Annotated in this window: 18 protein-coding genes and 1 pseudogene; 11 read left to right on the top strand and 8 right to left on the bottom strand. The window is 72.5% G+C overall.

Annotated features, from left to right (window positions below):
* Positions 1–63 precede the first annotated feature (63 nt).
* On the top strand, positions 64–378 hold the full coding sequence (locus AB0H75_RS18200; RefSeq protein WP_367797441.1) for a DUF4190 domain-containing protein: 315 nt from the start codon (positions 64–66) through the stop codon (positions 376–378).
* Here AB0H75_RS18200 and AB0H75_RS18205 read toward each other — a convergent pair.
* A complete protein-coding gene (locus AB0H75_RS18205; RefSeq protein WP_367797442.1) occupies positions 298–1,011 on the bottom strand; it encodes a TetR/AcrR family transcriptional regulator in 714 nt (237 codons plus the stop codon). The genes AB0H75_RS18200 and AB0H75_RS18205 overlap by 81 nt on opposite strands.
* Positions 1,012–1,077: 66 nt before the next feature.
* On the opposite strand from AB0H75_RS18205, the gene AB0H75_RS18210 reads away from it, so the two are divergent.
* Both AB0H75_RS18210 and AB0H75_RS18215 read left to right on the top strand, forming a co-directional pair.
* Positions 1,078–1,815 (top strand): ABC transporter ATP-binding protein, encoded by a 738-nt coding sequence (locus AB0H75_RS18210; protein WP_367797444.1) that lies wholly within the window; start codon positions 1,078–1,080, stop codon positions 1,813–1,815.
* On the top strand, positions 1,815–2,540 hold the full coding sequence (locus AB0H75_RS18215; protein ID WP_367797446.1) for an ABC transporter permease: 726 nt from the start codon (positions 1,815–1,817) through the stop codon (positions 2,538–2,540). Before AB0H75_RS18210 ends, AB0H75_RS18215 begins: the two co-directional genes overlap by 1 nt.
* A 2-nt stretch (positions 2,541–2,542) precedes the next feature.
* Here the strand turns inward: AB0H75_RS18215 and AB0H75_RS18220 are convergent, their stop codons facing one another.
* Positions 2,543–3,901: a S8 family serine peptidase gene (locus AB0H75_RS18220; protein ID WP_367797448.1), complete on the bottom strand. Its 1,359-nt coding sequence runs from the start codon at positions 3,899–3,901 to the stop codon at positions 2,543–2,545.
* A gap of 196 nt (positions 3,902–4,097) precedes the next feature.
* Here AB0H75_RS18220 and AB0H75_RS18225 point away from each other — a divergent pair, with 196 nt between their 5' ends.
* Together AB0H75_RS18225 and AB0H75_RS18230 are read left to right on the top strand one after the other, a co-directional pair.
* Entirely contained in the window at positions 4,098–6,140 is a 2,043-nt protein-coding gene (locus AB0H75_RS18225) for a spermidine synthase (protein ID WP_367797450.1), read from the top strand.
* Positions 6,141–6,375: 235 nt separating this feature from the next.
* On the top strand, positions 6,376–7,704 hold the full coding sequence (locus AB0H75_RS18230; protein ID WP_367797452.1) for a hypothetical protein: 1,329 nt from the start codon (positions 6,376–6,378) through the stop codon (positions 7,702–7,704).
* A 61-nt stretch (positions 7,705–7,765) separates the two neighbouring features.
* Here the strand turns inward: AB0H75_RS18230 and AB0H75_RS18235 are convergent, their stop codons facing one another.
* Complete coding sequence (locus AB0H75_RS18235; RefSeq protein ID WP_367797454.1) at positions 7,766–9,313, bottom strand: LCP family protein; 1,548 nt, start codon at positions 9,311–9,313, stop codon at positions 7,766–7,768.
* 156 nt (positions 9,314–9,469) lie between these two features.
* On the bottom strand, positions 9,470–10,516 hold the full coding sequence (locus tag AB0H75_RS18240; protein WP_367797456.1) for a neutral zinc metallopeptidase: 1,047 nt from the start codon (positions 10,514–10,516) through the stop codon (positions 9,470–9,472).
* Between the two features lie 592 nt (positions 10,517–11,108).
* On the opposite strand from AB0H75_RS18240, the gene AB0H75_RS18245 reads away from it, so the two are divergent.
* Positions 11,109–11,981 (top strand): LysR family transcriptional regulator, encoded by an 873-nt coding sequence (locus AB0H75_RS18245; RefSeq protein ID WP_367797457.1) that lies wholly within the window; start codon positions 11,109–11,111, stop codon positions 11,979–11,981.
* A gap of 211 nt (positions 11,982–12,192) precedes the next feature.
* Here the strand turns inward: AB0H75_RS18245 and AB0H75_RS18250 are convergent, their stop codons facing one another.
* Both AB0H75_RS18250 and AB0H75_RS18255 read right to left on the bottom strand, forming a co-directional pair.
* Positions 12,193–13,551, bottom strand: a complete 1,359-nt coding sequence (locus AB0H75_RS18250) for a sensor histidine kinase (protein WP_367797459.1) — start codon at positions 13,549–13,551, stop codon at positions 12,193–12,195.
* Entirely contained in the window at positions 13,544–14,218 is a 675-nt protein-coding gene (locus tag AB0H75_RS18255) for a response regulator transcription factor (RefSeq protein WP_367797461.1), read from the bottom strand. Before AB0H75_RS18255 ends, AB0H75_RS18250 begins: the two co-directional genes overlap by 8 nt.
* Positions 14,219–14,345: 127 nt before the next feature.
* On the opposite strand from AB0H75_RS18255, the gene AB0H75_RS18260 reads away from it, so the two are divergent.
* From AB0H75_RS18260 to AB0H75_RS18270, 3 genes are read left to right on the top strand one after another with little or no spacing between them, the layout of a single operon-like run.
* Positions 14,346–15,509, top strand: coding sequence for an outer membrane lipoprotein carrier protein LolA (locus AB0H75_RS18260; protein ID WP_367797463.1), 1,164 nt, complete (start codon positions 14,346–14,348; stop codon positions 15,507–15,509).
* On the top strand, positions 15,506–16,486 hold the full coding sequence (locus AB0H75_RS18265; protein WP_367797465.1) for an ATP-binding cassette domain-containing protein: 981 nt from the start codon (positions 15,506–15,508) through the stop codon (positions 16,484–16,486). Before AB0H75_RS18260 ends, AB0H75_RS18265 begins: the two co-directional genes overlap by 4 nt.
* Positions 16,473–17,495 carry an ABC transporter permease gene (locus AB0H75_RS18270; protein WP_367797467.1) on the top strand — a complete coding sequence of 341 codons (1,023 nt, stop codon included), beginning with the start codon at positions 16,473–16,475 and terminating at the stop codon, positions 17,493–17,495. Before AB0H75_RS18265 ends, AB0H75_RS18270 begins: the two co-directional genes overlap by 14 nt.
* Here the strand turns inward: AB0H75_RS18270 and AB0H75_RS18275 are convergent.
* A complete protein-coding gene (locus tag AB0H75_RS18275) occupies positions 17,485–18,399 on the bottom strand; it encodes an NAD-dependent epimerase/dehydratase family protein (protein WP_367797469.1) in 915 nt (304 codons plus the stop codon). The two genes, AB0H75_RS18270 and AB0H75_RS18275, sit on opposite strands and share 11 nt — an antisense overlap.
* A 125-nt stretch (positions 18,400–18,524) precedes the next feature.
* Between AB0H75_RS18275 and AB0H75_RS18280 the strand changes: the two genes are divergently transcribed.
* Complete coding sequence (locus AB0H75_RS18280) at positions 18,525–19,376, top strand: helix-turn-helix transcriptional regulator (protein WP_367797471.1); 852 nt, start codon at positions 18,525–18,527, stop codon at positions 19,374–19,376.
* 276 nt (positions 19,377–19,652) lie between these two features.
* Entirely contained in the window at positions 19,653–20,189 is a 537-nt protein-coding gene (locus AB0H75_RS18285) for a hypothetical protein (protein WP_367797473.1), read from the top strand.
* 167 nt (positions 20,190–20,356) lie between these two features.
* Here AB0H75_RS18285 and AB0H75_RS18290 read toward each other — a convergent pair.
* Positions 20,357–20,667: pseudogene (locus AB0H75_RS18290) on the bottom strand (transposase); the annotation flags it as partial.
* Positions 20,668–20,806: the final 139 nt, after the last annotated feature.

A 20,806-nucleotide genomic window follows, 5' to 3' on the forward strand; every position in this document is an offset into this window, starting at 1 on the left:
ATCGATCGGGTGCCGTACCATGATGGCGCAAAATGATCAAGAGGAGGACGGTATACAGGGGGTATGGCTTATCCCCCTGATGGCCCGCCCTATTACGGCCCGCCGCCGCGCAGCCATCCCAACGGCACGACGATCCTCGTGCTCGGCATCCTCAGCCTGGTGACGTGCTTCCTGCTCGGCCCGTTCGCCTGGTCGATGGGCAACAAGGCGCTGCGCGAGATCGACGAGAGCGGTTACCCCTACGAGAACCGGAGCCACGTGCAGGCCGGGCGGATCTGCGGGATCGTCGGCACCGTCCTAATGATCATCATGTTCCTGATCGTCGCCTTCGGCGTCACCGTCGCCATCCTCACCGGCGGCGGCTCCTCCTCCCTCTGACGGCCGCCGGCCGTAGTCGCCGAGCCCGGCCTCCAGCAGGTCGAACGCCTTCTCCGCCTGCGCCCTGAGATCGGGCTCGACGCCCGCCCAGTCCTCGCCGGCCGCCAGGCGCTCGGCGGCGTACCCGCTCAGGAGCCGGGTGGCGGTGAGGATCTGGGCGGCCACCAGGCGCGGCGACAGGTCCTCCGGCGCGGTGTCCAGCTCCTCGGCCAGCGCGCCCGCCAGGGCCGCCTCGCGCTGCTCCTGCACCTCGCGGAAGCGGGCGACCAGGGCGGGGCTGGCGGCGACGATCCTGGTGAAGACGTCGGCGCCCGCGTTGAGGCCGTAGCGCCAGTGGCGGGTGGCGATCGCGTCGAGGAAGTCGCGCCGGAAGGCCCGCGCCACGCTCTCGCCGGGCTCGCGCTCGCACAGCACCCGCCGCGGCAGGTCGACGACGACCTCCTGGCGGTCGGCGAACAGGTCCTCCTTCGTCCTGAAGTAGTTGAAGACCGTGTTCACCGACACGTCGGCCGCGCGGGCCACCTCGGCCACGGTCACGCTGTCGAACCCCTTCGCCATGAACAGCCCCATCGCGATGTCCGCGATGCGCTGCCTGGTCTCGCGCTTCTTCCGCTCCCGCAGCCCCTCTTCCATGCCTGCATGATACCAAAATTGCAGTCACTCCAAATTTGTGGTTACCTCAAACTTGGAGGCGATGAAATGATTGAGACATCGGGTCTGACGAAGACCTTCGGCGACGTCCAAGCCGTCGCGGGCGTGGACATCACCGTGGAGCCCGGCGAGATCGTCGGGTTCCTCGGCCCCAACGGCGCCGGCAAGACCACGACCATGCGCATGCTGACCACGCTGCTCGCACCCACCTCGGGCGCGGCCACGGTGGCCGGCCACGACCTGCTCGCCGAGCCGCGCGAGGTGCGCCGGCGCATCGGGTACGTGTCCCAGGGCGGCGCCGTCCCGCCCGCCGCGCCGCTGCGCGGCGAACTGGAGCTGCAGGGCATGCTGTACGGGCTCAGCCGCGAGCGCTCCGCCGCCAGGACCCGCGAGGTGCTGGCCCTGCTGGAGCTGACCGGGCTGGAGGAGCGGGTCGGCGCCGCGCTGTCGGGCGGCCAGCGGCGCCGCTTCGACATCGCCTTCGCGCTGCTGCACGAGCCCGTCCTGCTCTTCCTCGACGAGCCCACGACCGGCCTCGACCCGCAGAGCCGGGCCCACCTGTGGGAGCACGTCCGCGCGCTGCGCGCCGAGCGCGGCATGACCGTCTTCCTCACCACCCACTACCTGGACGAGGCCGACGCCCTCTGCGACCGGCTGCTGATCATCGACCACGGCCGCATCGTGGCCGAGGGCACGCCGGCCGGGCTGAAGAGCGGCGGGCGCACCCTCGACCAGGTCTTCCTCGACATCACCGGCCGCTCGCTGCGCGAGGAGGTGCCGGCCTGATGCTGCGCGACACCTGGGTGCTGTTCCGCCACAACGTACGCGTCACGCTGGCGCAGAAGGTCGGCATCGCCTTCGGCGCGCTCCAGCCGCTGCTGTTCCTCGTGCTGTTCGGGCCGATCTTCACCTCGATCGGCACGTGGGAGACGCTGGTGCCCGGCCTGATCATCCAGCTCGGACTGATGAGCACGGGCCTGGCCGGGTTCGGCGTGGTCTTCGAGCGCGCCTCGGGCGTGCTGGAGCGCATGCGCGTCACCCCGGCCAGCCGGCTGGCGCTGCTGCTCGGCCGGGTGCTCACCAACGCGGTCACGCTGATCATCCAGATGGCGCTGCTGCTGGCCGTGGCCTACGCCCTCGGCCTGCGCGCCCCGCTGGCGGGGGTGCTGGCCGGGGTGGCGCTGGTGCTCGTGCTCGGGGTCAGCCTGGCGGCGCTGTCGTACGCCGTCGCGCTCACCCTCCCCCAGGAGCTCTTCGCGCCCGTCACGTCCACCGCGGTGGTGCCGCTGGTGCTGCTGTCGGGCGCGTTCCTGCCGATGTCGATGGCGCCGGGCTGGCTCGACGCCCTCTCGCACCTCAGCCCGTTCCGCTACCCGCTGGAGGCGCTGCGCGACCTGTTCCACGGCGCGTACGCCACCGGCACCGTGGCGCTCGGCGTGGCGGTGACCGCGGTCTTCGCCGCGGTCAGCCTCGCCGTCGGGACGCGCGTGTTCAACCGGCAGAACGCCTGAGGTCAGGCCGCGCTCCTGGCCCGCCGGTCGAGCGCGGCCAGGACCGCGGCCGGGTCGACGGTGCCGTACCCGTAGTCGTAGTCGAAGCCCACCTCGCTGCGGTCCTCGGCGGTGCGCCGCAGCAGCGCCCGCAGCTGCGCGGGCGAGAGCCGGGCGGCCGGCCACCGGGTGCGCACCGCGGCCACCAGCCCGGCCGCCACCGGGGCCGCCGCCGACGTCCCCGAGTCCGGCTCGTGCTCGCCGAACGCTCGCGAGCCCGCGAAGTGCGTGTAGGCGCACACGTCGGGCTTGCGGGCGGTCAGCCGGCCCGGCCCCTGCGAGGAGTAGCCCACCCGCTCGCCGTTGACGTCCACGCCACCGATCGACAGCGCCTTGGGGTGGGAGTTGGCGCCCACGATGGGCCGGCTCGGGTACGCGCAGCGCCCGTCCGGGCACTCCCGCCCGCAGTTGCCCGCCGCGAACAGCACGTCCGCGCCCGCCCGGTCGAGCGCGGCCACCATCAGGTTGAACGGGTGCGCCGCGTTGTCGGAATAGTTGCCGGGATGCCCCACAGGGAAGTCCCACTCGGGCGAGAACGACCCCCAGGAGTTGGTCGCCACCAGCGCCCGCGTCTCGGCCGGCTGGGCGTCCAGCACGCCGCGCAGGTGCGCGAAGGCCGCCACCGCGTCCGACAGCAGCCCGTCCATCGCCGAGCCGCCCGGCCGGGTGGACAGCAGCACCGGCAGGTCGAGCAGGGTGGCCTGCGGCGCGGCGATCAGCGCGTCGAAGGCGCACATGGTGCCGTGGTCCACCTCGAACTCGCCCGGCCGGCCCGCTACCCCCGGCGGGCTCCAGCAGCGCGGGGCGTCCACGGTGACCGTGCGGCCGAGCACGCGGGCGGCGTGGGCGGCGTTGACGCCGGTGTCCAGCACCGCCAGCGCCACGCCGGCGCCGTCCAGCCCCTCGGCGTGCAGGCCGGCCACGTTGAGCAGCCGCTCGACGTCGTGCCAGTCGCCGACCGGCGCGTCGCCGCCGCAGGTGGGCGAGGACTCGATGACCGGGTCGGAGAAGACCCCGACCACGTCGGGCCGGAGCGTGGGCAGCAGCGTGACCCTGGCGGCCAGCTCGTCGTCGGAGATCGTGCCGCGCACCAGCACCGAGGCGTCCTCGGGGGCCAGCGAGAAGTCGAGCGGCTGGTTGAGCGAGAGGGGGTCGCCTCCGGCCGCGGGGACGGGTCTCGGGACGGCCACGGGCGTGAACGCCGTGTCGAGCTCGACGCCCGGCAGGTTGTCCGCGACGTCGGCCGTGCTCGCCGCCCGGGCGGGGTCGGTCACGGCCGCGACCAGATCGGGGGAGGGGCGAAGCTGGATCATGACCCGCATGTGTCACCACCGAAGGTTCTGCTGGAGGTCTCCCGGAGGGAAGGAACTCCCCAACATTCCTGCATCCGGAGCGGTCCGTCCAGCGGATTCCGCCGGTTTGACCTGCGGGAACATCGCAAAGGCCGCGAAGCGGACGACTTTTGTTCTGGGCCGTCAGGCTTCCGTGTTTTCGGCCCGTTCACTACGGTGAGGCACCATGACGCTCCAGGCCCGCAAGCCGGTCGACGACGGGGAGAAGGCGCACTGGCTGGCGGTGCGCCCGCGGCTCGTGCTCGCCAGCGCGTTCATGCTCTTCCTCGAACTGGCGCTGATCCGCTGGACCGGATCGAACATCGTCCACCTCAGCTACTTCACCAACTTCGTGCTGCTGGGGTCGTTCCTGGGCATCGGGCTCGGGTTCCTGCGGGTGGGGCGCTCGCGGCGGCAGCCGTACTACTCGCCGGTCGTGCTCGCCGCCCTGGTCATCGTCGTGCTGACCTTCCCGGTCACCGTCAACCGCGACACCGAGGGCGTCCTGTACTGGACGAGCCTGCGCACCGAGGGCCCGCCCGCCTGGCTCATCCTGCCGGTCGTCTTCTGCGCCGCCGCGCTCGTCCTCATGGGCCCCGCCGAGCTGGTCGGGCGCTGCTTCCCCGAGCTGCCGAGGCTGGAGGCCTACCGCTACGACCTCATCGGCAGCCTCAGCGGCATCGCGGCCTTCACCGCGCTGTCGTTCCTGAGCGCGCCGCCGGTCTTCTGGGGGCTGGTCGCCGCCGTCTGCTACGGGGTGCTGCTGGCGCCCCGGCCGCGCTCGCTCCACCTCGGGCTGGTGGTCGTCCCCTCGGTGGCCGTCGTCGGGCTGCTGCTGGCCGAGACGCTCACCGCCGGCGCGCTCTGGTCGCCCTACTACAAGGTCACCGCCAAGCCGATGTCGGTGCTCGGCGTGCCGGTCACCGACATCGCGGTCAACGGCATCCCGCACCAGCAGGCCGTGCCCGCCGCGACGCGGCTGCAATGGGAGGCCCAATACGGGCTGCCGTACGAGCGGGCCGCCAAGCCGCCCCAGGACGTGCTCATCGTCGGCGCGGGCAGCGGCACCGACGTCGCCATCGCGCTGTCCAAGGGCGCGCGGCGGGTGGACGCCGTCGAGATCGACCCCAAGCTGCGCGAGCTGGGCGGCTCGGTGCACCCCGACCACCCCTACGACGACCCCCGGGTCACCACCCACATCACCGACGGCCGCGCCTTCCTGGAGCGCGGCGGCGGCGCCTACGACCTCATCCTGTTCGCGCTGCCCGACTCGCTCACCCTCGTCTCCGGGGCCAGCTCGCTGCGGCTGGAGAGCTACCTGTTCACCGAGGAGGCCATGCGGGCCGCCCGCGCCAACCTCAAGCCCGGCGGCGCGTTCTCGATGTACAACTACTACCGCGAGAGCTGGCTCGTGGACCGGCTGGCCGCCACCATGCAGCGCGCCTTCGGCCACAAGCCGTGCGTGGACGTCGTCAGCACCGCCGGGCAGCAGGCCGTGATCACCGCCGGGCTGACCGCCGCCGACCAGCGCTGCGCCGCCGCATGGCCCGGTGCCGCCCCCGGCACCCCGCAGCCGGCCGACGACGACCGGCCCTTCCTCTACCTGCACGACGCCACGGTCCCGCCGCTCTACCTCATCACGCTCGGGCTCATCCTGGCCGTCAGCCTGCTCGCCGTCCGCGCCGTGGCCGGCCCCTACCGGCGCATGCGCCCCTACGCCGACCTGTTCCTGCTGGGCGTGGCGTTCATGCTGCTGGAGACCAAGAGCGTGACCGGCTTCGCGCTGCTGTTCGGCACCACGTGGGTGGTCAACGCCGTCGTCTTCGCCGGGGTCCTGGTCGCCGTGCTCGCCGCCGTCGAGGTCACCCGCCGCTTCCGCACCCCGCCGCTGCCCGTCATGTACGGCGTGCTGCTGGCCGGCCTGCTGCTGGCCTGGCTCGTCCCGAACGCCTGGCTGCTGTCCCTGCCGGTGCCGCTGCGCGCCCTGGCCGCCGTCACGGTCGCCTTCCTGCCGATCTTCGCCGCCAACGTGGTCTTCGCCAAGCGCTTCGCCGACACCGCCGACGCGACGACCTCCTTCGGCGCCAACCTGCTGGGGGCGATGGTGGGCGGCTGCCTGGAGTACGCGGCGCTGGTGATCGGCTACAAGGGCCTGCTCGTCGTGGCGGCCCTGCTGTACGTCGGCGCGTTCGTCCTGCTGCCCCGCGTCAAAAGCGCGGCACCGGCGTGACGATAATGCGTTCGCCTTGACACCGTGCTCTATAACGTCTTGACGGATGGTCAGATGAATTGTCGTCGCCATGCCTTGATTTGTCGCCGCAGGCGAGGTGGGCTGGACATACCAGCACGCGAAGCCGCCGATGATCGGTGGGCCGCGGAAAAAGGAAACGGTTCTTCCCGGAAAAGGAGGCGATGGGATCGGGGGTGACGTCCGGTGAACCCGCGAGAAAAAAGGTGAACACATCATGGCGACACGAGGGGCAGCCAGGATCGACGTGGTGCGCGCCCTGCGGCAGGAGTCGGAGCCGGTGCCGGCCGGGCGGGCGGAGGAGGTCGCCCGGGTGCTTCCCCGGGAGGTGCTCTTCGCCGCGCCGCCGGCCCCGGGACCGGCGCGCCCGGCCGACCGGGAGTGGGCGCTGGGCGCCGCCTGGTCCCACCAGGGCCGTACCGCCACCGGGACCGCCGCCGTCCACTACGGCGCCGGACACGACCGCCTGGTGAAACCGATGATCATCGCCGACGGCTTCAACCACGGGCCCAGCGACCTGGCGGGCCTGTGGAACCAGCTCGACGCTCCCTACCCGCCGCACCAGCAGCGCCTGCTCACCCAGCTGCTCGCCCAGGGCATCGACGTGGTGCTGCTGGGCTTCGGCGCCCGGCACACGCACATCCAGGCCAACGCCGGGGTCGCGGCGAGCTGCGTCCGCCGGGCCATCGGCGAGCGGGCCGGCAACGCGCCGCTGATCGTCGGCGGCCTCGGCGTGGGCGGGTTGATCACCCGGTACGCTCTGGCCGAGATGGAGAGCCGCGGCGAGGACCACCAGACCGAGACGTACCTGTCCTACGACACCCCGCACAACGGGGCCTGGATCCCGCTCATCCTGCAACAGCTCGCCTACTTCGCGCAGAGCCTGGTGCCCGCCGGCCAGGCCGACCTCATCAGCAGCCCCATGGCCCAGCAGGTGTTGTGGGCGTGGGTGGAGAGCGGCCGGTACTCGGGGCCGGTCGCGACCGCGAGCCTGCTGCGCGTGGAGTTCCTGGAGGACCTGCGGCGCGTGGGCTGGTTCCCGGTCCGGCCGCGCAAGCTCGGCGTGGCCAACGGCGCCGCCGACGGCACCGGCAGGAACATCCCGCCCGACGAGCCGGTCTTCGAGTGGAGCGCGCTCGGCGGCCTGGCCGGGGCGAGCGTGCGCACCCAGCCCGAGGGCGGCCAGGACCGGCTCGTCGGCGGCATGCGGGCGCTGCCGATGTGGGCGAGCCGGAGCTACACCAGCCAGGTGCCGTCGTTCGACGGCGCGCCCGGCGGCACCCTGGCCGCGTACGGGACGGTCGCCGACGGGCTCGGCACGCCGATCGAGAGCAAGTACCGCTCGGCCTGCTTCGTGCCGTCCGTCAGCTCCGTCGCCCTCCAGTTCGACCCCCTGGAATGGCCGGTGGACCTCTATACCGACATCACGGCCCTGTCACCCGAGCACAGCCAGCTCGACGACTACCACTGCGACGCGCAGAACAGCGAGCACGGGAAGGTGACCGCGCCACTGGCCGAGTGGATCCTCGACCAGCTCGGCAAATAGCCTCCCGCCTCCCGGGCGGGTGCGAGGGGCGCGCCGCGGCGTCCCTCGCACCTTCACCCGCCTACAGGCCGCACAGCTCGTCGAGGGAGCGGGCGCCGGCCTTCTGGGTGTTGCGGGTCGGCGTCTGCGTGGGCGCGGCGACCCGGGTCCTCGTCGGGGCGGCCGAGGGGCCGGTGACGCTGGGGGAGGCGCTGACGTTCGCGGTCTGGGCCTGGCGGGGCGGGCGCGCCGAGTCGGAGATCGCCTTCCTGGTGGCCTGGCGGATCTTGGCCCAGTCGGGGCGGCCCGAGTAGAACTCCGGCGGCACGAACTGCAGGCTGGTGATCCTGGCGTCCTTGACCTTGAGCGCCACCTCGGCGAGCGGTTGCAGCAGGTGCCGCGGGATGTTCGTCTCCGCCATGCGCTTGGCGGCGCCGGCGATCTTCTCGAAGTTGGTCAGGATGACCTGGGGGGTGGCCTGCTGGGCGAAGGCGCCGATGACGCAGCGCTGGCGGGCCATGCGGGAGAAGTCGTCGCTGTTGACGCGGGAGCGGCCGTACCAGAGGGCCTGCTCGCCGGTGAGGCGGCGGTAGCCGGCCCTGATGGTGCCGGCGGTGCCGTACAGGCCGCCCCACTTGACGTCCTGCTCGACGTGGATCTTCAGGCCGCCGATGGCGTCCACCAGCGAGGCGAAGCCGTACATGTTGATCAGGGCGTAGTAGTCGATCTTGAGGCCGAGGGTGTGGCCGATGGCGTCCATCAGCGCCTGCGGGCCCTTGTTCCGGCCGCCCATGATCTGCGGGTTGTCGTTGGCGTACTGCCAGACCTCGTTGAGCAGGCCGCCGTTGGGCAGCTCGGCCATGAAGCCGTTGGGGAACTGCTTGTGCAGCGGCGAGGAGGCCGGGAAGTGCACGTGCTGGAGGTTGCGCGGCAGGCTGAACAGGACCGTGTTGCCGGTCCTGAGGTCCACGCTGGCCACGTTCATGCTGTCGGTACGCACGCCCGTGCGGTTGCCGGCCGCGTCGCCGCCGATGAGCAGGAAGTTGGCGCGGGTCCTGCCGCCCCACGGGTCCTGCGCGTCGCCGGCCGCGGTCGGCACGTTCGGGTCGGAGGGGAAGATGTCCTCGATCGTGTTGCGGAAGGTCAGCATGGTGTTGGCCACCAGCGCGAACGGCGCCATCACCGCCACGCACAGCACGCCCACCACGATGCCGGTCAGCACCTGGCCCTGCTGGTTGAGCCGGTTGGGGCTGAGCACCGCGTACGAGGTGACCACGATCGCGAACCAGATCAGCGCCAGCGCCGAGGCGGCGACGATGACCGTCACCATCATCCCGTCGCCCACGAAGGACGTCAGGTCGGCCAGGCTGCGGGTCAGGCCGAAGGCGAGCGCCGCGAGCAGCAGCACCGCGTACACGCTGATCATGACCAGCCCGGTGCGGCGGCGCCCGGCGCGCAGGTGGGCGGCGCCGGGCGCGACGGCCGACAGGGCGGTCCAGCCGAGGACGCCGGCGGGCGTGAGCGGCCGGGCGAAGCGGGGGGCGCGCGGTCCGGGGGCCGGGCGCGGCGGGCGCCCGGGGCGTTTCTTCCCGCCTCCTGGGAGGGCGTCCACCCCGTCGCGCTGTCTCACTCCGGCTCCTTCCCATGCCTACCAGGCAGGATGGCCCCCGTTGGGCACAAGATTGCCAGGATTCTAGCTCCCATATCTGGACATCACAGACAGTTGCCCAAGCTGAGATGAACTCCGGGTGGAATTCTCAGGAGCTTCTCAGGAGCGGCGGCCCTCTCAGGACACGGTCGAGGACGGCGCCATCCAGGTGTTGCACTGGTACGGCTTGTTCCGCTCCCAGCCCTGCCGGAACCAGCGGTTGTTGTTGGCGGGCGTGCCGTGGTCGCGCGGGTAGCCGGGATAGTCGCCCACCTGCCCGTAGAACCAGAACAGCCGCCCGCGGTTCGCCGGGTTCACCGGGTAGGAGGCGGCGACCGAGCGCATCCACAGGCCGCCCAGGCAGGTGGCCTGCAGCTCCAGCCGCCGGCTGAGCGCCATCTTGCCGCTCTGGCTGGAGGAGGCCAGCGTGCTGTCCCACCAGGAGTTCATCAGGCCCGTGACGTTCTGGACGTGGTGGCCGTACTCGTGGGCCATCATGCTGATGATGCCGCCGTGCCAGGAGATGATCTGGCCGTAGCCGCGGGCGTTGCCGTTGCCCCGCGCCATGGCCGAGGTCGAGGCGTAGATCGTGGCGTTGCGCGGGCAGTAGTACGGCACCATGCTCCCGGCGTGCGGGTAGTCGCCGCAGGCGCCCCGGCCCCGGCCGGAGGCGATGGCGTAGCCCGGCGGGCTGAAGTCGAAGCCCTGCTTCTCCAGCACCGGGCCCCACGCCCGGTCCATGCACCTGCCGGTCCTCAGGATCAGCGCCTTGAGCTGGCTGTGGCTGAAGATGCTCACGTTGCCCGCCCGGCAACTCAGCCGCGGCAGGGAGCCCGCCCGGTAGAGGGTGTTGTTCTTCAGGCTCGTGTTGACCGTGACCCTGGGCGGCGGCGTGACCGTCTCGTCCGGCGTCCTGGTCCGGGTCGGCGTCGGCTCGCGGGTCTCGCTGCGGTCCGGGGTGGGCTCGCGGGAGGAGTAGGTGGGCGGCTCGTACGTCGGCTCGTACGTCGGGATCGCGACCGGCGTCGTCGTCTCCGACCGCGAGGAGGCCTTGAGCAGCGCGGCCCCGATGACGATCAGCGCGAACAGCGCCGCCATCGAGCCGAACACGGCGCCGAGCACCCCGAGCACCCCCATGCCCGACCTGCGGCGCGGCGGCGGCTGCTGCCACTGCCGGGGCGGCATCGGCGGAGGCGGCGGCGGGGGAGGCGGCGGTGCCGGCTGCCGGTAGTGCTGCGCGTACTGCGGCGGCGGAGGCGGCGGGGGCGGCATCTGCTGCGTGTAGGGGCGCGTCAGGCCGTCGTGGGGGGTGCGCTGCGGCGGGCCCGGGGGCGGGCCCTGCGGTGGACCCTGCGGCGGACTCTGCGGGGGGCCCTGGGGCGGGTACACCGGCCGGCCCTGCGGCGGGTACCCCGGGGGCGGCGGGGGCGGGGGCGCCTGCGGCGGCTGCCCGTACGGGTTGCCGCCCTGCGGCCGCGGCCGCCCGTGGCCCGGCGGCGGCCACGGCAAGGACGGGGGCCGCTGAGGCTGCCCTGGCCCTTGTGGCGGGGGTGGATACTGCCCGTTCCCTGTCACCCTGTCTCCCCGTTAACCCCGTTGAGCGAATTGCCATGTTCTGTCCGGCGACTTGACGGACCCTTGGCAAATTTGGGGCAAAAGCATACTGATTTATCACCCGTCACGGATGTAGCAGTGCACGGTCACAGTCCGAAATCATTCGAGGTGATCTCGGTTATCTCCAGGTCCGCGGAGCGGGCTGTGTCCTAGCTTCGTTGGCATGAATCTCCAGCAGCTCCGCTATGTGGTCGCGACTGCGGAGCACCGCACCATGACCGACGCGGCCAGGTCGCTGTACATCGCGCAGCCCGCGCTCTCCCGCGCGATCCGCGATCTCGAGCGCGAGCTCGGCATGACCCTGTTCGCCCGTTCCGGACGCGGGGTGGTCGTCACCGCGCAGGGCCGGCGGGTGGTCAAACTGGCTCGGGAGGCGCTCGACGCCGTCCACGAGATCGAGGGCCTGGCCAGCCACACCGGCGTCCCCGACGCCGAGCTGCGCATCGCCTCGACGCCCAGCCTGGAGGCCGGCCTCGCCGGGCGGCTGCTGCCCGCCTACGCGGCCGAGCATCCGGGCGTACGCGTCCAGATCGTGCGCTGCGACGGCCGCGAAGCCGTCGTCAGCGCCATCCGGGACCAGCGGGCCGACCTCGGTCTCACCGACCTGCCGGTGCCCGCCGACCTCATCACCCATCCCCTCGAACGGCAGGAGATCGTGCTGATCTCCCCGCCCGGGCTCGAACTGCCGAACCCGGTGCCGATGGGCAGGCTGCACGGCATGCGCCTGGCCCTCCCGGCCCGCGGCAGCACCCGGCGCAGGGAGCTCGACGCGATGTTCGGCAGGTACGCCGTCACCCCGACGGTCGTGCTGGAGACCGACGAGCGCAACGGCTGGCTCAGCGCCGTGCGCGCCGGCCGGGCCTCGCTGCTGTGGTACCGCGGCATGGCCGAGCAGGCCGCCCGCGCGGGCCTGGTGGTGCGCTCGCTCGAACCGGCCGTGCGCCGCGTCATCGCCGTCGTGCACACCCGCCGCCGCCTGCCGCTCATCGCCCAGGACTTCCTGGCCACCGCCGAGAAGGGCACCACGGCGGCCTGACCGTCCAGGCTTGATCGTCCGGCGGAACGCTCCACTCACCCCCAACCCCCCTGACACCACCCCCCGAGTCGCACCAGGGCCCGGCGACACAGCCCGGCCCCGAGGGTGCCCCGTCCAGCGGCCCCTCGACCCGCCCTCCAAGCCCGGCCCCTGAGCCCAGTCCGCTGAGCCGGCCCGGCGGGGGCATCTCTCCCGGGACACGGGAAACACCTCATCGGGACACGGGAAGCCGCACCACCGCACGCAGTCCGGGCGCGGCGTCCTCCAGGGTCACCGTGCCGCCGTGCGCCCGCACGGTCTCGCGCACGATGGCCAGCCCGAGCCCGGTGCCGCCCTCGTCCCTGCTCCGCCCGGAGTCGAGCCTGGTGAAGCGGTTGAAGACGCGCTCGCGGTCCTGCTCCGGGATGCCGGGGCCGTCGTCGGTGACCGTCAGCACGCCGTCGGCGGTCAGCGCCACCTCGATCTTCGAGGAGGTGTGCCGTACGGCGTTGTCCATGAGGTTGGTCAGCACCCGGCTGAGGTCCAGCGCGTCGCCGCGGACCACGACCGGGTCGCAGGCCGTCAGCCGGGCCTCGGCGTAGCGGTCCACGGCCCGGCGCACCACCTCGTCGAGCTCGACCGGCTCGCTCCTGGCCGGGACGCCGCCGCGCTCGTCCAGGCGGGCCAGCGCGAGCAGGTCCTCGGCCAGCCGGGACAGGCGCAGGGTGTCCTCCAGCACGCCCTCGGCGGTCTCCCGCCAGTCCTGCCCCTCGGGGTGGCCGAGCGCCACCTCCAGTTGCAGCCGGATGCTGGCCAGGGGGCTGCGCAGCTCGTGCGCGGCGTCGGAGACCAGCGCCCGCTGGCGCTGCTCGGCCTCCTCCAGCCGGGCCAGCATGCCGTTGAGCGTGGTGGCCAGCGAGTGCACCTCGTCGCGCGAGGCGGGCACCGGCAGCCGCCGGGAGCGCGCGGTGTGCGTGATCTCCGCGGCGCCCCTGCGCAGCGCGGCGATCGGGCGCAGCGTGCGGCCGATCATCAGCCAGCTCGCCACGGCGAGCAGCACCACCAGCGCGGGCGTGCCCACCGTCAGGACCCGGCCCGCCGTGCCCAGGCTGGTCCGGATCTCGCTGATGGAGCGGGCCGCGAGCACGGTCTGGCCGCGGTCCGCGCGCAGCACCACCACGTGCAGGAAACCCGGCACGGCGTACGGGCGCCCGTCCACCTCGACGGCCTCGCCCGAGGCCAGCGCCCTGGCCCGGCCGGCGGCGTCCAGCAGCGGCACCAGCCGGTCGGTGCCGTAGGTGACGTGCGTGATCCGCCCCCGCGCGTCGAGGACCTGCACGATCGTGCCGTCGTGGGTGGTGATCGGGGTGGTGAGGGTGCCGGAGTCGGCCGCCACGCGCACCACGTCCGCCTGCTGCCTGGTGCTGTCGTCCACGGTGGCCATCAGCGTCCGGTCCAGGACCGTGAGCAGCACCGACGCCGACAGCGCCAGCGCCAGCGCCAGCACCGCGGCGGCCGCCGCCGACAGGCGGAAGCGCAGCCCCTGGCGCCGCCACCACGCCAGCGGCGACCCGTGCCCGGCCTCAGCCACCGTCGCCCGCCAGCCGGTAGCCGGCGCCGCGCACCGTCTGCAGCGCGTTCCTGCCGAACGGGACGTCGATCTTGCGGCGCAGGTAGCCGACGTAGACCTCGACCACGTTGGGGTCGGTGTCGAAGGTGTCCCAGACGTGCTCCAGGATCTCCGACTTCGACACCACCTCGTCGCGCCGCCGCAGCAGGTACTCCAGCAGCGCGAACTCGCGCGGCGTCAGCTCGATCGCGGTGCCGTCCCGCTCCACCCGCCGCCGCGCCGGGTCCAGCGACAGGTCGCCGGCCACCAGCACCGCCGGCCGCCGGCCCGCGTCCCGGCGCAGCAGCGCCCGCAGCCGGGCCACCAGCACCACGTACGAGAACGGCTTGGTCAGGTAGTCGTCGGCCCCCAGGTCGAGGCCGTCGGCCATGTCGTACTCGCCGTCCTTGGCCGACAGCATGAGGATCGGCACCCAGTTCTCCTCGGCGCGCAGCCGCTTGCACACGTTGTAGCCGGACAGCCGGGGCAGCATGATGTCGAGCACCACGACGTCGTAGTCGCCGTGCCGGGCCGCGTGCAGCCCCTCCTCGCCGTCGTGGGCGAGGTCCACGGCGAAGCCCTCGGCCTGGAGCCCGCGCTGGAGCGCCGCCGCCATCCGCCGCTCGTCCTCGACGACCAGTACTCTCATGTGCTGATTCTCCCGTCCTGTCCCTGAGACCGGGCTGAGAAGACTGAGAGCCGTCTCAGACTGTCTCAGGTCCGCCTAAGGATGCCCCACGCAGGCTATGAGCATCGACATACCGTTAAGGAGTGAGATGCGAAGAGGCACGTTCGTGAGGTGGGGAGTCCCGATCGCGGCAGCGGCCGTGATCGGTGCCGCGATCGGCGCCGCACCCGTCATCGCCGCGGTCAGCGGCGACCCGGCACTGCCGGAGCGCTCGGCCGAGCAACTGCTCGCCGACGCGGCGGCGGCCACCAGCAAGCAGCAGGGGATCACCCCGATGTCCGGCACCGTGCAGCAGACCGCCTCGCTCGGCCTGCCCGCGCTGCCGTCCACCGCCGGGAGCGCCACCTCCCCGCTCAGCCTGCTGTCCGGCACGCACGAGGTGAAGGTCTGGTACGGCGGCGAGAACAAGATCCGCATCGCCATGCCCACCCAGCTCAACGAGACCAACGTCATCTACAACGGCGAGCAGACCTGGTACTGGGACAGCGCCACCAACACCGCCACGAAGCTGACCGTCAAGCCCGGCTCGGCCGGCAAGCCCGGCTCCGCCGGCGAGCCGCGGCACCCCGAGCTGCCCACGCCGCAGCCGAGCGACCTGACGCCCCAGCAGGCGGCGCAGCGGCTGCTCGCCCACGTCGGCGAGCACAGCACGGTCCGGGTGATCAACACGGCCGAGGTGGCGGGGCGGCCGGTCTACCAGCTCGTGCTGGCGCCCAAGGACGAGGGCTCGCTGGTGCAGGAGGTGCGGATCGCGCTCGACGGCGAGACGTACGTGCCGCTCCAGGTGCAGCTCTACGCCAAGGGCTCGGCCGAGCCGGCCTACCAGGTGGGCTTCACCCAGGTGACCTTCACCCCGCCGGCGCCGGAGAACTTCACCTTCACCCCGCCCGCGGGAGCCAAGGTGAAGGAGGCCACGGTCGGCGAGAAGGGCTTCGGCGAAAAGGCCGAGGAGCGCGCCGAGCACGCCGCCGACATGGCCGGCAAGGCCAAGCTGGTCGGCGACGGCTGGACGGCCGTCGCGGTGCTCCCGTTCTCGCAGGCGGACCTGCAGGCCCAGAGCGGCCAGGACGGCGGCGACGCGAAGGCGCTCCTGGACACCGTGCTCAAGTCCGCCACCCCGGTGAGCGGCACGTGGGGCTCCGGCAGGCTGATCAGGACCAAGCTGGTCACCGTCCTGCTGACCGACGACGGCCGCCTGCTGGCCGGCGCGGTCACCCCCGAGGAGATCGTCCAGGCGGCGGGCGCGCGGTGACCGTCACGACGCAGGAAGCGGGGGCGCCCTTCGGGGCGGCCCCGCCCGCGTGGCCCGGCGCCGACGCCATCGTGACCCGGGGCCTGACCAAGCGCTTCCGCGGCGGCCAGGTCGCGGTGGACGCGCTGGACCTCACCGTGCCGCGCGGCGCGGTCTTCGGCTTCCTCGGGCCCAACGGCTCGGGCAAGACCACCACGATCCGCATGCTGCTCGGCCTGGTCACGCCCACGGCGGGCGAGTACGCCGTGCTCGGCCTGCCGGCCGCGCGGGCGCTGCCCCGCGTCGGGGCGCTGGTGGAGGGGCCGGCGTTCTACCCGTACCTGTCGGGCACGGCCAACCTGCTGCGCTTCGACGCCGCCGACCCGTCCGCCCGCCGCGCCACCGCCAGGCGGCGCGCCGCCGAGGCGCTGGAGCGGGTGGGCCTGTCGGCCGCGGCCGGCAAGCGCTACCGCAACTACTCGCTCGGCATGCGCCAGCGCCTGGCCATCGCCGCCGCCCTGCTGGGGCCGCGCGAGCTGCTCATCCTGGACGAGCCCACCAACGGGCTCGACCCGCAGGGCACCCGCGAGGTACGCGCGCTGGTCAAGGAGATCGCCGACGGCGGCACCACCGTCTTCGTCTCCTCGCACCTGCTGGCCGAGGTCGAGCAGATGTGCACGCACGCCGCCATCATGCGGGCCGGGCGGCTCGTCGCGCAGGGCACGATCGCCTCGCTGGGCGCCGGCCGGGTGCCGCGCGTGCGCGTGGAGACGCCCGACCCGGCGCGGGCCGCCGCGGTGCTCGGCACGCTCGGCCTGGCCGACGTGCGCGCGGACGGGGACGAGGTCACCGCCGAACTCGGCGGCCACCGGCCCGAGATGATCAATGCCGCTCTGGTGGGGCAGGAAGTGGCGGTACGGGGGCTGGCGGTCGTCCGGCCGAGCCTCGAGGACGTGTTCGTCGGACTGACAGGAGAGGGATTCGATGTCGACGGCTGACACCCGCACCCAGGCGGGCCCGGCGTCGCCGGAGGGGGAGCCGCCGGACGGCGCGCAGCCGCGCCGCATGCCCGGCCTGGTGCCGGTGACGGAGACCCTGCGCACCGTCGAACGCCGCCCGCCCGAGCCGCTGCCGGAGCCGCTGCCCGGAGCCCCGGGGGAGGCCGTCCCCGCGCGGCGGCCGGGCGCGTTCTGGCGGCTGCTCGCCTCGGAGCTGGGCCTGACCTTCCGCCGCCCCCGCAACATGGCGCTGCTCGCCGTGCTCGGCGTCGTCCCGATCATCCTGGGCATCGGCCTGCGCGTGGCCGCGGGCACGCCCGCCGACGGCGACGAGGGGATGGGCGGCCTCATCCAGGACGTCGCCGGCAACAACCTCATGCTGACGTTCCTGTCGTTCTCCTTCCTGGTGCTGCTGCTGATGCCGGTGGCGGTCAGCGTCGTGGCGGGCGACGCGATCGCCGGCGAGGCGGGCGGGGGCACCCTGCGCTACCTGCTGGCCGCGCCCGCAGGCCGTACCCGCCTGCTGGTGGTGAAGTACCTCAACGCGGTCGTCTTCGCCTACGCCGCCACCGCCGTGGTGGCCGTCTCGGCGCTGCTGACCGGCCTGGCGCTGTTCCCCGGCGGCACGGTGACGCTGCTGTCCGGCACCACGATCACGACGGGCGAGGGCCTGCTGCGCATCCTCATCGCCGCCGGGTACGTGGGCGCCGGCATGGCCGCCCTGGCCGCGGTCGCGCTGGCGCTGTCGACGTTCACCGAGGTCGCCATCGGCGCCATCGCCGGGACGATGGTGCTGGTCGTCGTCTGCCAGGTGCTGCGCGCGGTGCCGGACCTCGCGCCGATCGCGCCGTACCTGCTGCCCACGCGGTTCACCGACTTCGACGCGGTGCTGCGCAGTCCCATCGACCTCGCGTCCCTGCGCGACGGCCTGCTGTCCTTCGCCGCCTACATCGCGCTGTTCGGCTCGATCGCCTGGGCCCGCTTCACCGGCAAGGACATCACGTCCTGACGGGGCCGGCCGGAGCGGCGTCCGGAGCGGCGTAGGAGCCGGACGTGATCTCCTCCAGGAGGCCGGGGCCGGCGGGCGTCCAGCCGAACAGGCGCCGGGCCCGGGAGGCGTCCAGCGTCAAGGAGCGGGTCAGGGCGGCGGCCACCGGTCCCATGGACCGGGCCGCCTGCTCGGGCGTGAGGGACACGGCGCGGGCACCGGTCAGCTCCGCCACGGCCTCGGCGACGCGCCGGATGGGCGTGTGCTCCCCGCCGGCCGCGTTGACGACGGTCCCGGGCGCCGCCGGCCGCTCCAGGACCGCCGCGTACAGGGCGGCGAGGTCGTCCACGTGCACCGACGACCACGCGTTGGCGCCGTCCCCGACGTACGGCACGCTGCCGCCCTGCCGGCCGGCGGCGATGAGCCCCCGCAGGAGCGCCGAACCGCCGCGCCCGTACACCAGCGCCGCCCGGATCACCGTGCCCGCCACGTGCCCGGCGGACAGGACCTGCCGCTCGCCGAGCACCTTGTACGGCTGCGGCGAGGCCGGATCGGCGGGGTGCTCCTCGTCCGCGCTCGCGCCCCCGGTGTCCGGGTAGACCAGGCCGGTGCTGGTGTAGACGAACGCGCCGCCGCCGGGCAGGCCGTCCAGCATCGCCCGCAGCGCGTCCCCCTCGATCCGGCCCATCTCCGGATGGCCGTAGTCGACGGCGGCGTGGACCACCGCCTCGGCGCCGGCCGCCGCCGCCCGCAGGGCCTCCAGGTCCTCCAGGCCGCCCGGGACCGCCTTCGCGCCCAGTGCCTCGACGCGCTCGCGCGCCGGCCCGGAGCGGGCCAGGGCGGTCACCTCGTGGCCGCGTCCGGTCAGGTGCTCGACGACGGCGCCGCCCAGGTAGCCGCTGCCGCCGGTCAAGAAGATCCGCATCTCGATGCCTTCCTCGTGGTGGGTCGTTCCTCATCGACGGCCTCACCCTCGCGCGCCCCGGCGCCGGGCAACCAGGGACCGGGAGTCCGTGGCTGAGGGTCCGCCCGGCCGCGTACGGTTCAGACATGGACAAACAGGGTCTGGCGGAGTTCCTGCGCGGCAAGCGCGAGCGCATCGGCCCGTCCGACGTGGGCCTGCCGCGCGGACAGCGCAGGCGCACGCCGGGGCTGCGGCGGGAGGAGGTCGCCCAGCTCGCCTACATCTCGGTGGACCACTACACCCGCCTGGAGCAGGCGCGGGGCCGGCACCCGTCCCGCCGCGTGCTCGACGCCGTCGCGCGGGCGCTGCGCCTGTCCGGCCAGGAGCGCGCCCGCCTGTTCCAGCTCGCGGGGGAGCGGGAGGAGGACGAGGGCACGGGGCCGGTGCGCGAGGTGCAGCCCAGCACGCTGAGCCTGGTCAACCGCCTGACGGACGCCCCCGCGATCGTGGTGGACCAGACCTGCCGCGTCCTGGCCTGGAACCCGCTGGCCGAGGCCCTGTTCGGGGACTTCTCGGCGCTGGACGGCCAGGAACGCAACGTCATCCGCCGCCACTTCCTCCACCCCGGCCGCGAGCGGCAGCACGAGGGCACGGACGATCAGGAGCGGTTCGCCGTCACCGCGGTCAGCTACCTGCGGGTCGCCGTCACCCGCTACCCGCGCGACCCGGAGCTGAAGCGCCTGGTGGACGACCTGCTGGCCGGCAGCGAGGACTTCGCCCGCCTGTGGAACTCCCCCCACTTCCGCATCGACCGCCACCTGCGCCAGACCGTGCGCCATCCGCGGGTGGGGCCGATCGAGCTGGACTTCGACGTGCTGACCGTGCCCGACCAGGAGCACCAGGTAGTCATCTTCACCGCCGAACCCGACTCCGCCGCCTACCACTCCCTCCAGCTCCTGAAGGTCATCGGCCCGCGGAGCATGGCGGTGGAGGGCTGATCTCCCTCGGATGATCGCCGAGTTCGGCGGCGGCGGTTTCGGCCCCGTACCCGGCCAGCTCGTCATCGGCACCCCGGAATGCCACGACACCATCACCGCGCGGGCCGAACTGGCCGTCATCACCTGATGAGATTGACATCCTCATTAGGCAGGCGAAACAGCGCTTCATGACAGTCGAGCAGCGGCACTACTGATCAAATACTTCGGGAGGTATTAGAGATGGCATCAATCTTGCCCTGGGAGGCATATGGTGACGGTGGCCGCAGGCTCCTTCAGTTGGCTGCGCTCGTCATCGGAAGCCGGCTGCAATCGATTCATTACGTCATGCCCAGGGGTTCAGGTTGGCCGGACGGTAGGGAACGTGACGGCCTGCATGAAGTGGATATGGGCGTCGAATTGATTACTGTGGACGGTGCGGCACTTAGCTTGTCATGGGCGATGGAAGGTCTTAACGAAGGCCTGGCGATTGATTTTTTTCCGTTCCCTGGAGTCGAGGACGACCGGACGGAAGCGATCGACGTGAGTGGTGTTGAAGAATGGCAGCCGCTCCTTGGTGGCACCATAGCCTCCATGGCCTTCTCTTCGCATTTTCCAAACGAGGGATGCCCTGAGACCCTATGGTCCGTTCGCCTTTCTTTTGCAGGCGCTTCCAGTGTTGTCGTAGCACTGGGCGAAGTAATGGGCGGCGGCATTTCTTATCAGCCGGACGAGCTTGTCGTCATCTTCGATGAGGCTCTGTCCAAGAGTTATCGGATTCCGGCAGGAAGATTTTCGTCCTGGGGTGTAAGTGTCGAACCCGATGAACTGTATTGATCGGCTGGCGGAGTAATGGCGAGGCGGGAGGCGGCTTGGCGGCTTCCTCGACCGCTACGACGACCGTGATCTTTTTCTGACGGCTACGATTCGGAGTCGTTGTCGAGTGCGCCGGACATCCGTCCGATGGCGTCGCATCGGATGCGGAGTCAGGCATGGGTGTAGACGTCGGTGAAGTGTAGCTGGACGCCGGGGTGCGGACGTTTCTTGCGGGCGATGACCCGCATTCCTTTGGGCCGGCTGGGCAGGTTCAGCAGGCTGATCAGCTCGGCGACCCAGGTGCCGGGCCGTACTTGCCGGTTGGCGTCGTACGCGGGCGTCGTCCACGCGCTCATGGGCAGGTGTAGGGCGGCCTGCTGGATCTCCTCGGTGAGGGGAAACCGAGTGAGTACGACAGTCGGCGGCCGGGTTCGGACAGCCAGGCCAGGAATTCGTGGGTGCCACCGCCGGAGTCGGTACGGATCAGCACCTGCCGCCCACGGTGCTGGAACGGTTGGGCCAGCGCGAGGGCGATGGCCAGGTCGGCCGCGATCTTGTCGGGGTCGTGCGCCGCGCGGGCCGGTCGCCAGCGCTCCAGCTGAGCGGACAGCGCCCGGTCCAGGCCGGTGACAGGCAAG

This window comes from Nonomuraea sp. NPDC050783 (assembly GCF_040802095.1).
Taxonomy (GTDB): domain Bacteria; phylum Actinomycetota; class Actinomycetes; order Streptosporangiales; family Streptosporangiaceae; genus Nonomuraea.

Coding starts and splice junctions, on each gene's coding strand:
- AB0H75_RS18280 (WP_367797471.1), top strand. CDS start 18,525: ATGGACAAACAGGGTCTGGCGGAGTTCCTGCGCGGCAAGCGCGAGCGC.
- AB0H75_RS18245 (WP_367797457.1), top strand. CDS start 11,109: ATGAATCTCCAGCAGCTCCGCTATGTGGTCGCGACTGCGGAGCACCGC.
- AB0H75_RS18225 (WP_367797450.1), top strand. CDS start 4,098: ATGACGCTCCAGGCCCGCAAGCCGGTCGACGACGGGGAGAAGGCGCAC.
- AB0H75_RS18205 (WP_367797442.1), bottom strand. CDS start 1,011: ATGGAAGAGGGGCTGCGGGAGCGGAAGAAGCGCGAGACCAGGCAGCGC.
- AB0H75_RS18220 (WP_367797448.1), bottom strand. CDS start 3,901: ATGCGGGTCATGATCCAGCTTCGCCCCTCCCCCGATCTGGTCGCGGCC.
- AB0H75_RS18215 (WP_367797446.1), top strand. CDS start 1,815: ATGCTGCGCGACACCTGGGTGCTGTTCCGCCACAACGTACGCGTCACG.
- AB0H75_RS18210 (WP_367797444.1), top strand. CDS start 1,078: ATGATTGAGACATCGGGTCTGACGAAGACCTTCGGCGACGTCCAAGCC.
- AB0H75_RS18200 (WP_367797441.1), top strand. CDS start 64: ATGGCTTATCCCCCTGATGGCCCGCCCTATTACGGCCCGCCGCCGCGC.
- AB0H75_RS18230 (WP_367797452.1), top strand. CDS start 6,376: ATGGCGACACGAGGGGCAGCCAGGATCGACGTGGTGCGCGCCCTGCGG.
- AB0H75_RS18275 (WP_367797469.1), bottom strand. CDS start 18,399: ATGCGGATCTTCTTGACCGGCGGCAGCGGCTACCTGGGCGGCGCCGTC.
- AB0H75_RS18255 (WP_367797461.1), bottom strand. CDS start 14,218: ATGAGAGTACTGGTCGTCGAGGACGAGCGGCGGATGGCGGCGGCGCTC.
- AB0H75_RS18240 (WP_367797456.1), bottom strand. CDS start 10,516: ATGCCGCCCCGGCAGTGGCAGCAGCCGCCGCCGCGCCGCAGGTCGGGC.
- AB0H75_RS18260 (WP_367797463.1), top strand. CDS start 14,346: ATGCGAAGAGGCACGTTCGTGAGGTGGGGAGTCCCGATCGCGGCAGCG.
- AB0H75_RS18270 (WP_367797467.1), top strand. CDS start 16,473: ATGTCGACGGCTGACACCCGCACCCAGGCGGGCCCGGCGTCGCCGGAG.